Origin of the sequence: Desulfosalsimonas sp. (genome assembly GCF_046483245.1) — a bacterium.
Classification (GTDB): Bacteria; Desulfobacterota; Desulfobacteria; order Desulfobacterales; family Desulfosalsimonadaceae; genus Desulfosalsimonas.
The window spans coordinates 1-14835 of record NZ_JAWODO010000003.1; the positions used below are offsets into that span (position 1 = coordinate 1).

13 protein-coding genes and 1 pseudogene are annotated in these 14835 nt (G+C 54.7%); 4 read left to right on the forward strand and 10 right to left on the reverse strand.

Annotated elements, in window-relative coordinates; genetic code table 11:
* The 4 genes and pseudogenes from R6U41_RS00105 to R6U41_RS00120 all read left to right on the forward strand — a co-directional run.
* Positions 1–291: pseudogene (locus R6U41_RS00105) on the forward strand (hypothetical protein); the annotation flags it as partial.
* Entirely contained in the window at positions 291–1244 is a 954-nt protein-coding gene (gene cbiB / locus R6U41_RS00110; RefSeq protein ID WP_410267802.1) for an adenosylcobinamide-phosphate synthase CbiB, read from the forward strand. The pseudogene R6U41_RS00105 and the gene cbiB, both read left to right, overlap by 1 nt.
* A 141-nt stretch (positions 1245–1385) precedes the next feature.
* Positions 1386–1571 carry a hypothetical protein gene (locus R6U41_RS00115; protein WP_410267803.1) on the forward strand — a complete coding sequence of 62 codons (186 nt, stop codon included), beginning with the start codon at positions 1386–1388 and terminating at the stop codon, positions 1569–1571.
* A 12-nt stretch (positions 1572–1583) separates the two neighbouring features.
* Positions 1584–2498 carry an ADP-ribosylglycohydrolase family protein gene (locus R6U41_RS00120; protein WP_410267804.1) on the forward strand — a complete coding sequence of 305 codons (915 nt, stop codon included), beginning with the start codon at positions 1584–1586 and terminating at the stop codon, positions 2496–2498.
* Here R6U41_RS00120 and R6U41_RS00125 read toward each other — a convergent pair.
* The 10 genes from R6U41_RS00125 to R6U41_RS00170 all read right to left on the reverse strand — a co-directional run bounded on the left by R6U41_RS00125 (position 2493) and on the right by R6U41_RS00170 (position 14833).
* Positions 2493–2594, reverse strand: coding sequence for a MetS family NSS transporter small subunit (locus tag R6U41_RS00125; protein ID WP_410267805.1), 102 nt, complete (start codon positions 2592–2594; stop codon positions 2493–2495). The genes R6U41_RS00120 and R6U41_RS00125 overlap by 6 nt on opposite strands.
* Positions 2595–2620: 26 nt before the next feature.
* Positions 2621–4102, reverse strand: a complete 1482-nt coding sequence (locus tag R6U41_RS00130; RefSeq protein ID WP_410267806.1) for a sodium-dependent transporter — start codon at positions 4100–4102, stop codon at positions 2621–2623.
* Between the two features lie 182 nt (positions 4103–4284).
* Positions 4285–4923, reverse strand: coding sequence for an MBL fold metallo-hydrolase (locus R6U41_RS00135; RefSeq protein ID WP_410267807.1), 639 nt, complete (start codon positions 4921–4923; stop codon positions 4285–4287).
* Positions 4924–4937: 14 nt separating this feature from the next.
* Positions 4938–5168, reverse strand: a complete 231-nt coding sequence (locus R6U41_RS00140) for a hypothetical protein (RefSeq protein ID WP_410267808.1) — start codon at positions 5166–5168, stop codon at positions 4938–4940.
* Positions 5169–5190: 22 nt separating this feature from the next.
* Positions 5191–8223 carry an FAD-dependent oxidoreductase gene (locus tag R6U41_RS00145; RefSeq protein WP_410267809.1) on the reverse strand — a complete coding sequence of 1011 codons (3033 nt, stop codon included), beginning with the start codon at positions 8221–8223 and terminating at the stop codon, positions 5191–5193.
* 3 nt (positions 8224–8226) lie between these two features.
* The gene (locus R6U41_RS00150; RefSeq protein WP_410267810.1) at positions 8227–9111 is read right to left on the reverse strand and encodes a CoB--CoM heterodisulfide reductase iron-sulfur subunit B family protein; all 885 of its coding nucleotides are present in this window, start codon (positions 9109–9111) and stop codon (positions 8227–8229) included.
* Positions 9112–9113: 2 nt separating this feature from the next.
* Positions 9114–10886 (reverse strand): 4Fe-4S dicluster domain-containing protein, encoded by a 1773-nt coding sequence (locus tag R6U41_RS00155; protein ID WP_410267811.1) that lies wholly within the window; start codon positions 10884–10886, stop codon positions 9114–9116.
* 235 nt (positions 10887–11121) lie between these two features.
* Positions 11122–11475, reverse strand: coding sequence for a DVU0259 family response regulator domain-containing protein (divK, locus tag R6U41_RS00160; RefSeq protein ID WP_410267812.1), 354 nt, complete (start codon positions 11473–11475; stop codon positions 11122–11124).
* 55 nt (positions 11476–11530) lie between these two features.
* Positions 11531–13045 carry a response regulator gene (locus R6U41_RS00165; RefSeq protein WP_410267813.1) on the reverse strand — a complete coding sequence of 505 codons (1515 nt, stop codon included), beginning with the start codon at positions 13043–13045 and terminating at the stop codon, positions 11531–11533.
* Positions 13046–13129: 84 nt separating this feature from the next.
* On the reverse strand, positions 13130–14833 hold the full coding sequence (locus R6U41_RS00170) for a sigma 54-interacting transcriptional regulator (protein ID WP_410267814.1): 1704 nt from the start codon (positions 14831–14833) through the stop codon (positions 13130–13132).
* Positions 14834–14835 lie beyond the last annotated feature (2 nt).

Below are 14835 nucleotides of genomic sequence, written 5' to 3' on the forward strand. Positions count from 1 at the left end.
GACCAGCGCGCCATAATCCGCCGGCGGCTTGCCGGCGTGCCCGGCCTTCGGGTCCATGATTCGGATGCCACGTTTATTCTCCTGCAGGCCGGACATTTCACGGCAGCCGAAATGGCTTCCCGCATGCTCGAGCACCGCCTGCTGATCCGGAACTGCGAAAATTTCAAGGGACTTGACAGCCATTTTTTCCGGATATCCATCCAGGACCCGGATACAAACGCCAAGGCAGCAGACCTGATTGCCGATTATGCCGAAAACCGCGCGCAGACGGCCGGCCGGGAGAACCCCTGATGACCGGGATTTCTGCTGCCTGGATCATCGCCGCCGCCCTGGCCCTGGATCTGCTCATGGGCGATCCGTCCCGTTTGCCCCACCCGGTGCGCCTGATGGGCGCGGCCGCAGCCCGGCTGGAAAAACCTTTCCGGGCGTTTTTGCCCAATCAATTCACAGCCGGGCTGGCATTTGCCGCAGTCCTGGTATCAGGCACTTACGTCATTACCCTTGCCGGGGTATTGCTTGCCCGTCTGGCGCATCCGGCTGCAGGCACGGTTTTGGAAATCCTGCTGGTCTATACCTGTATCTGCCCGCGGTGCCTGTATGACGAGGCCGGAAAAGTGCATCAGGCAATTGCTGCCGGCCGCCTTGATCAGGCCCGGGTCCTGATTGCCATGCTGGTGAGCCGGGATACGGCAAACATGGATGAATCTGCAATCAGCCGGGCGGCCATTGAAACGGTTGCGGAAAATTTTGTTGACGGCGTGCTCTCTCCCCTGTTTTTTGCCGCCATCCTGGGCGCACCCGGAGCCATGGCCTTTAAAATGATTTCCACCCTGGACTCCATGGTGGGGTATCGAACGGAAAAATATGAACAATTCGGAAAAGTTGCGGCCAGACTCGATGACGCGGCCAACTGGATTCCGGCAAGGCTTTGTGTGCCAATCATCTCTCTGGCAGCCGCCCTGGTTTGCAAAACCGGCCGCAGGGCCTTTAAAACATCCGTATCCGAGGGCGGCAATCACAAAAGCCCCAATGCCGGACGCCCGGAGGCCGCATTTGCCGGCGCTCTTGGCGTGCGCCTTATCGGCCCGGGCATCTACCACGGCCGCCTTGTGGAAAAACCCTGGATCGGGGCTGATTTTTCCCTGCCCGGCCCGGGCCACATCCTGCCGGCCTGCCGCCTGATGATAGCCGCCACCCTGATTGCCGCAGCGCTCATGATGGTTTTCCCGATGATAATCGGATAGTATTCCTTGTAGCCCGGTAACTGGTGGGGGCCCTTGCCGGACGCGCACCCAGACCGGGATATCTGCGTTGCATTCCGGCCAATGATGATAATTATTATAGAAACGAAAACACTGAACTGAATTCAACAAGGAAAACAACACATGGAATATTTCATTGTCATTGTCCTGCTGGCTGTTGTGCTGGGATTTTTCCTGTACAAAAAAAACAGGCCCGCGGAGCCCGCCGGCACCCCGGCCGTTGAGGCCACATATATCTGTGATCAATGCGGGGAGCATGAATGCATCTGCCGCAAAGATGAAAACGAACAGGAAAAAGCATCAAAATAAGGAGGATCCGTCATGAGCGATAACGCCAAAGCCGCAGTGCTGGCCGCGTTTGCCGCAGACAGCCTGGCCCTGGGTGCCCACTGGATCTATGATCCGGAAAAAATCCAGGCAGATTTCGGCAGAATCGAATCTCCGGTGGCACCGGGCCCGGATTCCTTTCACAAGACCAAAGGCAAGGGGGATTTCACCCATTACGGCGACCAAATGCTGGTGCTGTTCCGGTCCATTGCGGAGCAAAAAGAATTTGTGACAGCTGATTTTTCCGAAAAATGGCGGGCCTTGTTTGACAACTATGACGGCTACATTGACAATGCCACCCGCAAGACCCTGGCCAATTATGAAAAGGGTGCGGGCCCGGAAAATGCGGGCTCATCGTCCAATGATCTGGCCGGGGCCGCCCGGATCGCCCCGCTGATCCGCCTTTATCCCGATGACCCGGAAAAGCTGGTACAAGCCGCCCGCTCCCAGACGGCCATGACCCATAACAATGAAGCCGTAATTGATGCAGCGGCGTTTTTTGCCCGGGTGGTCCATGCGGTGCTCCAGGGTTCGGCTCCCGCCGCAGCCGTGGAAAACATTGCAGAGGACGAGGAATTTGCCATGTCCCCCATTTCCATGTATATCGGCCCGGGACTCAAATCCGCAAACGAGCAGAGCGCTGATGCCATCGCCCGGTTCGGCCCGGCCTGTGAAATCGACCAGGCGCTGCCAGGCACCATTCATCTCATTGCCCGGTATGAAGACAATCTCAAAGAAGCCCTGGTCCAGTCGGTGATGGCCGGCGGCGACAGCGCGGCCAGGGGAACCATCGCCGGGATGATCCTTGGCGCGCATCTGGGCATGGAGGCGCTTTCCGGAGACTGGATCGAAAGTGTCAACCGCATCAGCGAAATCCGCACGCTTCTGGATCAAATCACAGGCTTATAGGTGCCTTTTTTTCAGGGCGTTGACAATGCACACGGCTGCACCGCCCCAGGTGACGGCCAGGCCGATGATCATCATGGCAATGGATCCGCTGCTCATTTCCGGGACTCCTTTATCCTGTGCGATTATCTGGTTTTCTGCGCCCAGGCGCTTTTCATGGACTGCAGGACAAAACTCAAAAGCACAATACCCGCCACCACGCACCAGCCGAACATGACCAGGGCGCTGCCGTCATAACCCTCATAATTTTCCCGGATGTCGCCCGCCAGGTTCGCCACGGCCATGTATCCCAGCACAACCGGGGTGATCACCTTGAGGCAGAAATTCCACCAGGACCCAATGGCAAAGTCGGAAAGCGAATTGGCATACTGGCGCACGGTATCAAGCTTAAAAAACCACGACAGCAAAATCACCTCCACCAGCCCGGCAAAAACGATTCCAAAATTATTGATGAAATGATCCGTGATATCTAAGATAAACAAACCGCCCCGGGTCATGAAAATCAGGCTCAGCATGAACCCAACCAGGCAAAACAGGCTGGTGGTGGGCTTTCTGTCCCAGCCGAACTTGTCGATTATCGATGAGCAGCAGGCCTCGGAAATGGATATCATGGAACTGAGCCCGGCAAATACCAGGGACAAAAAAAACAAAAACCCGAAAAATTCCGGGGCCGGCAGCAGATTAACAGCCTCGGGGATGGTCACAAAGGCCATGCCCACACCCTGGGTGACAATCTCATGGAGGGCCACATCCTGTGTGGCCGCCATGTGCCCGAGCACCCCAAACACCATGATTCCGGCCAGCAGGCTGAATCCGCAATTGATAAACGCGGTCATCATGCCGTTGTTGTTGATATCCGAGTCAGCCGGCAGGTAGCTGGAATAGGTGATCATAATGGCAAAGCAGACGCTCAGGGTAAAAAAGATCTGGCCGTAGGCCGCAGTCCAGACCTGGTAGTCGGCAATGGCGCTGAAATCCGGCCGAAACAGCCAGTCAATGCCCTGGGCCGCGCCCTCCAGGGTCACGGCGCGCACCAGCATGATCAAAAGCAGCAGAAAAAGAAGCGGCATGAAAATCTTGTTGGCCAGTTCGATTCCCTTTTTCACGCCGCTGAACAAAATGATCCAGGTCACCGCCCACATGGCAATGGCAGCGGCAAATACCGGCCAGACAATGCCGCCCAGATTCATGGGCCCGTTACTTAATTGCAAAAACTCATCAAAGAAAAACCTTTCCGGACTTGCACCCCAGCCCAGATCCAGGGCCAAAAAGGCGTAATTCAGGGCCCAGGAAATCACCACCACGTAGTAGACACTGATGACAAAGGCCACCAGGGCCTGCCACCAGCCCAGCCACTCCCATTTTCCAAAGATGTTAAAAAAGGTCATGGGGGCAGATCCCCTGTATTTGTGCCCCACCCCGAACTCAAGGATGATGATGGGAATGCCGGCGGTGAGCAGGGCAAAAAAATAGGGGATCAGAAAAGCTCCCCCGCCGTTGTCATAGGCCATGTAGGGAAACCGCCAGATGTTTCCCAGGCCGATGGCCGAGCCCACTGCAGCCAGAATAAATCCACTTCTTGTACCCCATTGCTCGCGTTTCGCCATTTTGTCTGTGCCTCCTGCAGCTAAATTGGCCCTTGCAACCCAAAATCGCCGGTAAACAATAACCCTATCCCATAGTAAAGCACGGATTTGTAGTCAAGGGAAGAATTCCGGGAAGTTACAGACACACCCCAACGGCGCGAGGCAATCAGCGGACAATACCGCGGTTTTGGCAGCAACGCCGTCTATATTTCAATGACCCGGCCGGCCCCGCCGGCAAGGCTTTTGTCCCCAAGCCTGGACTGGATCTGCTGTTTGTACTGGGTGCAGTGGGTGGCACACACCCAATCCAGGCAATCAATGACCGGAAAATCACAAAATCCGTGAAGTCCCCCGATGAGCGCAACAGGCGGACCGATTGGCGCTGCGGCGGCAAGGATGGTTTCCACACCCGGATGCGAGCAGCCCGCAATCACCACCACCTTGTTGTCTTCTTTGATGCACATGGACTGCTCGATATTTTTCAGCGTGCCCGTGGAATAAATGTTTTCGTGAATTTCCATGGGCTGGCTGATGGAAACGGTTTCCGGGGCCCGGTCCACATTGGAAATGGTATCCGGCACATAGACCCGTACGGGATTCAGTTCCAGGATGCCCGGCAATCCATCAGTATGGTCCCAGTGATCATGGGAAATGAAAATCTCCTGGATACACTCAGGGGTGACTCCCAGGCGGTGCATGTTTTCGGTCAGGATCTGTCCGCTTGCGCCGGTGTCAAACAAAATGGTCCGGCCACAGGCCTCAATCAGAGCCGCAAAACCCCAGTCCGGGGTCAGGCGTTTGTCAAATGCGTCATTGTCGTATAGAATCGTAATCTTCATCATCAGCCTCCTGGTTTTTACACGCATGCACCCGGAAAATTGTTGATATCCTGCACATATCCTTCAAAATCCTTTTGGTAAAGAAAACGGGAAATCATCTCCCCGACCATGGCGGCCGTGTCCACGCGGTATTTTCCGGAAGCATCAGGGCCGGCGATTTGTTTTGCGTTTTCCACAATGGCGGTAAGCGCGGAGGCCGGTATATTCACATTCACGTGCACTTCAAGCAGGTCTTTTGAATCTGCCATTTTTCCCCCTTTCCGGATACGATCAGTTGGCCATGGAGGCATCGATCATGGACATGATCTGGTTGTTTCCAAACCCTTTCAGCTCTATGGCCCCTGAGCGGCATGAAGCCACGCACAATCCGCACCCCTTGCACAGGGCGGACTGGATTTCCGCCTTATCGGTTTTTTCGCTGATCCGGGGGGCTGAATACGGGCACACGGATACACATACCCCGCAGCTGGCGCACAAGGACGGGGTCACCTGGGCCACGGTGCCGCTGACCGAGATGTTTTTGGCCGAAAGCAGGGTCACGGCCCTGGCCGCTGCTGCCTGGGCCTGGGCAATGGATTCATCCAGGGGTTTAGGCCCGTGGGCCAGGCCGCACAAAAACACCCCGTCGGTTGCAAAATCCACCGGCCTGAGCTTTAAGTGGGCTTCCACGTAAAACCCGTCATCGTTCTGGGTGACCTTGAAAAACCGGGCCAGGGGATCGTTTTTCTCGCGCACCACAGCTGATGCCAGAACCAGGAGATCCGGACTAAGCGACATGCTCCGCCGAAGGACAAAGTCCTTGAAACGGATCTTCAGGGCTTTGTCTTCTGGCTCCACTGCCAGCCCGTTATCAAAATCATACCGGACAAACTTAATGCCGCTGGCCCTGGCTTCCCGGTAGAGGTCCTCTCTTAGGCCGTAGGGCCGCATATCCCTGTAAAGGACAAACACGTCCATTTCAGGTTTTCGTTTCTTGAGTTCAAGGGCGCTTTTTATGGACTGGGTACAGCAAAGCTTGGAGCAGTAAGGCCTTTCCGGAATCCTGGAGCCCACGCACTGAATAAACACAGCACAATCGGCCCGGCTTATGGACGGATCATTGTCCACCAGCCGTTTTTGCAGTTCCTGGCCGGTGACCACGCGCTCGTCCCGGCCGTAGAGGTATTGATCCACAGGCTTGTATTCAGACGCGCCCGAGGCAATCACCGCCACGCCGTGCTCAAGTGTGCTTTCCTGACCGTCGCTTTCAATGGTGGTTTTAAAATCACCCACAAATCCGTCCACATTTTTGATGCTGGAACTCAAATGCACGGCAATGTTGGCATTGCTTTCAATCCGCCCGGTCAGGCCGGCAACAAATTCCTGTACATCCTCACCGCGCCAGGTTTCGGGCAGATTCCGGGCATTTCCGCCCAAAACCGCATCGCGCTCCACCAAGTCGACCTCATAGCCCTGCAGGGCCATATTTTCAGCCGCTGTCATTCCGGCCACGCCGCCGCCGATAACCATGGCCCGCTGGTTGATCGCCAAAACCGGCTCTTTTAAGGGCTCGATTCTGGCGGCCTTTGCCACGGACATCCCCACCAGATCCCTGGCCTTTTGGGTGGCGGCCTCTGGATTGTTTTTGTGCACCCAGGAATCCTGGTTCCGGATATTGACCATTTCAAACAGGTACTTGTTGATCCCGGCGTTCTGGAGTGTTTCCTGAAAAAGCGGCTCATGGGTCTTGGGCGTGCAGGCGGCCACCACAATGCGGTTGAGGCCTTCGTCCTGAATGACCTGGGCCATCTTGTCCTGGGAATCCTGGGAACAGCTGAACATGTTCTGCTCGGCATAAACAACCCCGGGCAGGGTTTTGGAATACTCCACCACATTGGGCACATCCACCACACCCGCAATATTGGTGCCGCAGCAGCAAACAAAAACACCGATGCGCGGGGGATCTCCGATAACGTTTTTCTCCTTTGGCATTTCCTTTGCCCGGGTCCGGGTCCACCTGGCATTTGAAAGCCTGGAGCCCACCACGCCGGCTGCCGCACTGGAGTCGATCACCGAGGAGGGAATATCCTTGGGCCCCTGGAAGGCACCGCAGACATAGATGCCGGCAACAGAGCTGGAGACCGGGGCAAAGCTGGAAGAAGCCGCAAAGTTGTATTGGTTGAGTTCAATGCCCAGTTTTCTGCCCAGTTCCGCGCCCCGGGCCGTGGCGCCCAGACCCACGGACAGCACCACCATGTCAAATTCTTCCTCGCACCTTTTTCCGGATTCATCAATGTAGCGGATCAGGTGCTTTCCAGTGCCGTCCACCGGGGGGGCGCCGGTGACCTTGCTTTTGACAAACCGCACGCCCATCTCGTTTTTTGCCCGGTTGTAATACTTTTCAAAATCCTTGCCGTTTGTGCGGATATCAATATAGAAAATGGCCGTGTCCAGGTTGTGCTTGCAGTGCTCCTTTGCCAGCATGGCCTCCTTGACCGCGTAAGTACAGCAAACCGCCGAGCAATACCCCCTGGCGCCCAGGTGCTCGTCTCTGGAGCCGATGCACTGAAGCCAAGCGATTTTTTCCGGTTCCTGCTTGTCAGAGGGCCGGACCAGGTGGCCGCCGTAAGGCCCGGAAGCCGACAGGATCCTTTCAAACTCCAGGCTGGTGACAATATTGGGATACTTTTTATACCCGAATGTGTCGTGAACAGCCGGATCAAAGGTTTCGCTGCCCTGGGACAGCACCACGGCCCCCACATTCAAGGAAATCTCCTTTTTGGTATCCTCGTAGTTAATGGCGCCCGTGGGACATTTTTTCTCACAGATCCCGCATTTGCCCTTGTTGAGTTTGATGCAGTGTTCCGGATCAATGGCATACTTCAGGGGCACTGCCTGGGCATACTGCACGTAAATGGCCTTGCGGTTGGCCAGGCTGCCGTCATATTCATTGGGGACCTTTTTGGGGCATTTTTCCGCACAAAGCCCGCATGCAATACACTTGTCCACATCCACGTACCGGGGATGGCTGGTGATGCTGACCTCAAAATCACCTTCCTCGCCGGAGATGCTGTTGACTTCTGAAAGGGTGAGCAATTCTATGTTGATGTGCCGGCCGACCTCGACCAGTTTGGGCGAAATAATTCACATGGCACAATCATTGGTCGGAAATGTTTTGTCCAGCTGGGACATCATCCCGCCGATGGAACTGGACCTTTCCACCAGGTAGACATAGTAGCCGGAATCGGCGAGATCCAGCGATGCCTGCATTCCGGTGATGCCTCCTCCCACAACCAGCACAGCGCCATTGTTTTCACGCGGCATTATCTACTCCTTGTCCTTGCTTAAATAGGATTCTATTTTGCTTATATCCAGCTTGTTGGCCCCAAGACCCAGGGTTTGGGGATCAATGTTCATTGAAAGCCCCAGCAGCTGGGGAAAAAGAATGGAAGGCAGGGGCTTTTGGCCGGCACTGTCCTCAACAAGCATCTGCTGTACGGTATCAAACTGAATCTGGCAGTACGGGCAGGATGTACAGAAAAAATCAGCCTCTGCCTTTATTGCGGCTTCCAGCTTTCTTGAGAACAGATCCGCTGACAGCGCATCATTGGTCCCGATCAGGGGCGCCCCGCAGCATTCCAGCTTGTTTGTCCAGTCAACGCTTTTTGCCCCGGTTGCGGCAACCAGTTCATCAAACAAGGACGGGGCCACCGGGTCATCAAACTGCGTGACAGTGCTGGGCCGCAGGGCATGGCACCCATACTGGACGGCAATGTTTAATTCTTTATAAGTTTTGTGCAGCTGCTTTTTGATCGCAGCAATGCCCGTTTCATGATACAGCACGGACAAATAATGGCGGATCCGGGTTTTTCCCTGGTAATCCAGGCCCATTTCCCGGATTTTGCCCAGCACTTCATCCTGCAGGGGTCCCTTTTCGGCCATGATGTGCTCGGCATTTTTCAGCGCCCCGAAACAGCAGTTGCACAACACCAGCATATCCAGCCCCTGGTTTTCGGAAAGGGCCAAATTTTTGACTGAAGAAAGAAGAAACGCCTTTTTGTCAACATTGCGCATGGGATAGCCGCAGCAGTTAAACTGCCTGATATCTGCCAGTTCCACTCCGAATTTTTTTAAAACAGCCCTGGCGGCTGTTTCATACTGGGGAACCCGTGAAGGAATCTGGCAGCCGATAAAAAAACTGTAGCGCATCATAATTATCTTAAACCTCCGGCCTGATCATGATTTTGCCTTCCCTCATCCACACCGGCCACTGCCATGTATTTCAGCTCATAGAGGATGTCGGTGACTTTCACATTTTGCGGGCAATGCTCCTGGCACTGGTAGCATGTCAGGCAATCCCATATCATTTTTGCGCCCATGGCTGTTTCGGTCAGTCCCAGTCCGAGGCTGCACATGATCTGGTGGGGCATCAGCCCGAGCTGCTCCTGGGGATCTTCGTAATTGCCCACCACCGGGCATACAGTGGAGCAGTTCTGACACCCGAAACAATAGGAAAACGTATTTTCAAAGCCGCTGGTCAGCTTCAGGCCGGCCGCAGGCGGGGTCAGGTCAATGGAGCGGTCCGGATCCAGAAGAGGCCGGTATTTTGCAGAAACTGCATTATCGGCTTTTTCCAGGGGCAGGGGATAACTGCCAGCCGGGGTCTTTTTGCGGTTCAGCCCCCTGACAAATGAAAGCTGGGAAAGCACCAGCGGTTCTGCAGGGCCCTGCTGCAACAGTTTTTCCCTGGCATTGAGCCACAGCTGCCGCAGGTTGATGCCCGAGGGGCAGACCACGGTGCACCTGTCGCAGTTGGTGCACAAATAAATCCCTTCCAAAATGGCCCGGGTTTCGGCTTCATCCAGGTCCCTGCCGGCTGCCAGGGCCTTTAGGGGCGCAATTTTCTCTGATGGCAGAATATACGTGTTCTGCCTTGCTTCATAGCCCATCATGGCAGAGCAGTACAGGCTGCAGGTGCAGCAGTGGGTGCAGGCATCCAGTTCTATGATCTGCCGGGTGGCCACATTTTCCGGTTTTGATTTTTTTTCATCCATCACGGCATTGGCCATAATGGTGAGGGGCGTTGAAAAGATATGCAGCATTTTGCTGAAAGGCAGGTATGCCAGAGCGATAAAACAGGACAAAAAATGAATATACCACAAAATGCCCACAAAGCCCGCCCGGTCCATGGCGCCGGCGGCCGGACTGAGGACCTTTCCGGTGGAATAGCTTGCAAAGGCCGATTGCGCCGGAGCATGGCAGTAAGCACAATAGCTTTCATGGGCCTGTTTGCCCTGCTGCAGCACATCGGCTTCAAACGGCCGGGTCACATCCGAAGACACAAGGCCCTGATCGCTTACCCAGTAGCTTTCCAGGGCCTGGAGTTCTTCGTCGCTGAGCCAGCCTGCGTACTCATCCACCATATTGGAAAATTCAGTGTTGGAAGTAATCTTTAACCCCGCCAGCAAAAACCCCGACAGGATGATCACCGCCAGGATGCCGATGGCATACTTGTCCATACTGTTTGTCATCAGCCTCGGTATCTTGAGGAAAAAACGCCGGATCACGGCAACAACGACCCCGGCAAGAACCATGAGGCCAAACAGGTCCCGGAGAAAAAAATAGGGATTCAGTGTGGGTTCGTAATTGCTGAAAAGCCAATCCGTGACGATCCGGCCCAGGGCGTGCATGAATAAAAGCAGGATAAAACCCCAGAAGATGAGCATGTGCATTGCCCACCGAAGAACACTTTCCTTTAAAATCTTTCTTTGAAGCAGTACATCAAGGACAAAAGCCTGGAGCAGCCTGAGAATCTTTGCGCTGAAGATAACCCCAAGCATTGATTTAAAAACGGAAAAAAACCGCGTTGAAGCGCTCATCTCCTGTCCGTAAAACCCGGCCTCCCGTTGAAACCAGGTGCCGCCCCTGTATATAAGCCCCAGAAAAAATATTATTAAAGAGGCATATAGGGATACCGTAAAAACCATACCAAAACCTCCGCGATAACAGGTTAATCAAAAATTCGTTTTCAAATCGGCTAACTTATATCGATTATTGAAACGAGTCAAGCAAAAGCTCAAAACGAATTGATCCCTGCTGAAAGGCCAGCGGAATCAGAACGGGAAAGACTGCATGCTGTCAGTGCAGACCAGATGGAGAGCGCACCGGATGCGGCCGGCAAAAGGGCCCGACCGGTCGGCGGCGATGGCGGGTGAAAAAAAATTATGTGTTTTGATTTATAATATCAATTACCTCACCAGGGTCAAACGGCTTTGACAGGTATCCCACGACATCGCGCACCGACAGATGCCGCGAGGGCATGGCACTGATGATCAGCACCGGCGTGTCCTTGAGCTCGCCGCCCTGCTTGCGCAGTTTCCGGTAAAAGCGGGTTCCCCATTCCTCAGGCATTTCCAGGTCCAGAGTGATCAAATCCGGCTTTTCCCGCTGCAGCACCTCCATGGCTTCCACTCCGTCATAGGCCTCGCAGGTTTCAAACCCGTTGTTTTTCAGTACGCTGACCAGGTACTTGACCGTGGTGGGGTCATCGTCGATTACGAGGATTTTTTTGGTCATCGTTACCCCCTTGCTTGATATGTAAAAATCCGAAAACGGCATTTCAAACGATCCCTTATTGCCCGTATGGAATCCGAATGCGAAAGCGCGTGCCCCGGCCCGGGGTGGATTCCACCTCGATGGTACCGTTGTGCTGGCTAACGATTTTCCGGGTAATAAACAGCCCGATGCCGGTACCCCTGGAACGTTTTGAAGAGTAAAACAGCTTGAAGATATTTTCCCGGGTTTCCGCGTCCATGCCCGGACCGGTATCGCTGATATCAAAGCAGACCGCACCGTTTTCGGCAAAAGCCCTGAAGTCGATGTGGTGGGAAGCTTTTTCCCCGTCTTCGGCGCAGGCGTCCAGAGCGTTTTCCAGGATATTGACAATGGCGACCCGGAGTTGCTCGGCATCAATGGTGATTCGGCTGTTTTCCAGAAATGCATCCACGTCAAGGACAAGCTCGACGCCGGATTCCCTGGCGCGGGCAGCCACCACCTTTGCGGTTTCACGCACAAATGCAGCGATGTCGGCCGGCTGTTTATCAAGCTTCATCTCCCGGGCATAATACAGAATATCAAGCACCATGTGCTTGATCCGGTCGGACATGGTCCTGACGGTTTTGATCCCCTCGGAGATTTCCTCCGGGTCGTCGCGGGAAAATCCGGAGTTGAGCATGTAGACCCCACCGTCAAGCCCGGTTAAAAGCCCCTTGATGCCGTGGGAGACCGACCCCACCATCAGACCCAGAGAGGCAAGGTGATCCTTTAAATCCAGGAGTTGGGAGATGTCTGTCATCATGATCATTACACGGGAGATATCTCCGGTTTCGTCCTGCAGGGGCGTGGTCCAGGCAAACATGTGGCAGGTCCGGGCCCCGCCGTCCGGGGTGAATTTCAATTCCTCCTGACAGGGGCTTCCCTCCGCAAAACTCCTGGCCACCGGGCAGCTGACGCAGGGTTCATCCAAGCCCCTAAACAATTCATAACAGTGAATCCCCCCGGGGTCATCGATGCCAAAATCGCATTTAAGCGCCTTGTTGACTTCGGTGATGCGGTAGTCGCCGTCAATGACGGCCACATAACCGGGCAGTTCTTCAAAAAGACGTCGAAAACGCCCGTTTTCAGCATTGTGGCCCTCTTCTGCCGCAGCAGTGATCCGGTCGGTCTTCCGGCGGACCATGTCCTCGAGATTTTCTGTATAACTTCGCCACTGATGGCGCAGCTTGATGCGCTGTCTGGCTTTTTCCAGGGCGCTTTCCAGCTCCCGGTCCTCGATGGGCTTGGTAATGAAATCCGTGGCTTCGTATTTCAGGCTTTTGATGGCCAGGTCCATGTCCCCGTGACCGGTAATCAGAATAACTTCGGTGTCCGGGTCCTCGGCCTTGAGTTTGCGCAGAAGATCAATGCCGTCCATTCCGGGCATCTTGACATCCGCCAGGACAATCTGCGGCCGCTGGTCACGGAATACCCGAAGGGCGCTTTCCCCGTTTTCCGCGGTATGCACCTCATATCCCATGTCAGACAGGGAAATGCCCAGGACGCTGCGGATGCCCTCTTCATCGTCGACAAGAAGTATTTTTCCCGTCATGTTCGCAGACCCCGCCAAGCTAAGTTGAAGGTTGACCCCGGCCTTGTCAGGCACGATTTTTTGATTTCAAGGCGTTGTGGGTTCCTATGATGCGATTTGAAACTTTTTCATTTTTCGCCAAAGCGTGGAGCGGTCAATATTTAAAACTTTTGCCGCCCGGGTCTTGTTCCAGCGGCACTGGTCCAGCGCGTTCATGATTTTCATCCGCTCGCTGTAATCCCCGGGGTCTGCCGGACCCGGGGATTTTGCGGGCGCTTCAGATTCGATCAGGGCCCGGGGAAAATGATCCGTTTCAATGGTGTCGCCTCGGCAAATAATCACCGCGTGCTCCAGGATGTTTTCCAGTTCCCGCACGTTTCCGGGATAGTCGTAATTGAGCAGGATATGCATGGCCGGCTTGGATATTTTCTTGACCGGCACATCCATGGCCATGCAGAGTTTTTTCAGTATGTGGTGAATGAGCAGGGCCAGATCGCTCTTGCGGTCCTTCAGCGGCGGGAGGGCAATGCGCATGACATTGAGCCGATAAAACAGGTCCTGCCGGAAGCGTCTTTCCTTGACCAATTGATGCAGATCCTGGTTGGTGGCCGAGATGATGCGCACATCCACGCCCGTGGTTTTCCGGGATCCCAGGGGGTAAAACTCCCGGTCCTCGATAACCCGCAGCAGCTTTGCCTGCAGCGGCAACGGCAGATCTCCGATTTCATCGAGAAATATGGTGCCGCCTTCTGCCTCCTGGAAGCGGCCGGGCTTGTCACGATCTGCGCCGGTAAAGGCCCCCCGCACATAACCGAACATTTCCGATTCCAGCAGGGTGTCGGGCAGGGAGGCGCAGTTGACCTTTACCAGCTTGCGCCCGGCCCGCGGGCTGGCGTTATGGATGATCTTTGCCAGCAGGTCCTTTCCCGTGCCCGTGGGCCCCTCGATCAGGGTGGTGGTGTCTGTGGCCGCCACCATGGGGATCATATCAAAAATTTTCTGCATGTCCGGATGCCGACCGATCATGTCGTAGAAGGTGTAGCGGTCCTTGATGGCGCTGTAAAAATGGTATTTCAGCGACAAATCGGTAATGGTGATCAGTCCGCCCACGATCATATCGGATCCGTTTTTCAGGGGCAGATAAGTCACCCGGGCCGGCAACAGGTGGCTCTGCTCGGTCATCAGCCGGGTCTCGGTTGAAAGTTGCTCACCGGTGCCGTTGGGGTAACCGCATTGATCCAGTACGTCCCGGCAGAACCGGGGACCGAAAAACGTCTTACAGGATTTGCCCAGCAGCTCAGTGCGGGAAAAGCCGGTAATCTGCTCGGCATTGGTGTTGACAAACGTGACATGGTTGCCCCGGTCCAGTGTCAGGATACCGATATCCAGGCTGTCTAAAATCAGCTTGAGCCGAAGGTCGTCGAAACGGATGCGCTTGATGAGTTCCCGAAATGCGCTGTGATCCTGAAAAACCTCGATACAGCCGATCATCTGCCCATCCTGTCCGTAAATCGGAGATTCGATCTTGGTAATGGAGGTGGCTCTATTCTGCTGGTCCTTGACCTCAATATCCGAAACCAGGGTCTGAGTGATCTCATCCTTGGATTCGAGAAATTTGCACCGGCCGCCGCAAAGGTAATCAAGAAATACATGGTAGCAGTACCGTCCCACAGTCCCGGATGCCGAAAATCCGGTCAACTGCTCTGCGGACCGGTTAATGAAGAGAATCTTGCGGTCCCTGGACAAAATGATCACGCCCAGGGAAAGGCAGTCAAAAATTTCACCGATCTGTTCATACTGCAGCAGCATTG

Coding starts and splice junctions, on each gene's coding strand:
- cbiB (WP_410267802.1), top strand. CDS start 291: ATGACCGGGATTTCTGCTGCCTGGATCATCGCCGCCGCCCTGGCCCTG.
- R6U41_RS00115 (WP_410267803.1), top strand. CDS start 1,386: ATGGAATATTTCATTGTCATTGTCCTGCTGGCTGTTGTGCTGGGATTT.
- R6U41_RS00120 (WP_410267804.1), top strand. CDS start 1,584: ATGAGCGATAACGCCAAAGCCGCAGTGCTGGCCGCGTTTGCCGCAGAC.
- R6U41_RS00125 (WP_410267805.1), bottom strand. CDS start 2,594: ATGAGCAGCGGATCCATTGCCATGATGATCATCGGCCTGGCCGTCACC.
- R6U41_RS00130 (WP_410267806.1), bottom strand. CDS start 4,102: ATGGCGAAACGCGAGCAATGGGGTACAAGAAGTGGATTTATTCTGGCT.
- R6U41_RS00135 (WP_410267807.1), bottom strand. CDS start 4,923: ATGATGAAGATTACGATTCTATACGACAATGACGCATTTGACAAACGC.
- R6U41_RS00140 (WP_410267808.1), bottom strand. CDS start 5,168: ATGGCAGATTCAAAAGACCTGCTTGAAGTGCACGTGAATGTGAATATA.
- R6U41_RS00150 (WP_410267810.1), bottom strand. CDS start 9,111: ATGATGCGCTACAGTTTTTTTATCGGCTGCCAGATTCCTTCACGGGTT.
- R6U41_RS00155 (WP_410267811.1), bottom strand. CDS start 10,886: ATGGTTTTTACGGTATCCCTATATGCCTCTTTAATAATATTTTTTCTG.
- divK (WP_410267812.1), bottom strand. CDS start 11,475: ATGACCAAAAAAATCCTCGTAATCGACGATGACCCCACCACGGTCAAG.
- R6U41_RS00165 (WP_410267813.1), bottom strand. CDS start 13,045: ATGACGGGAAAAATACTTCTTGTCGACGATGAAGAGGGCATCCGCAGC.
- R6U41_RS00170 (WP_410267814.1), bottom strand. CDS start 14,833: ATGCTGCTGCAGTATGAACAGATCGGTGAAATTTTTGACTGCCTTTCC.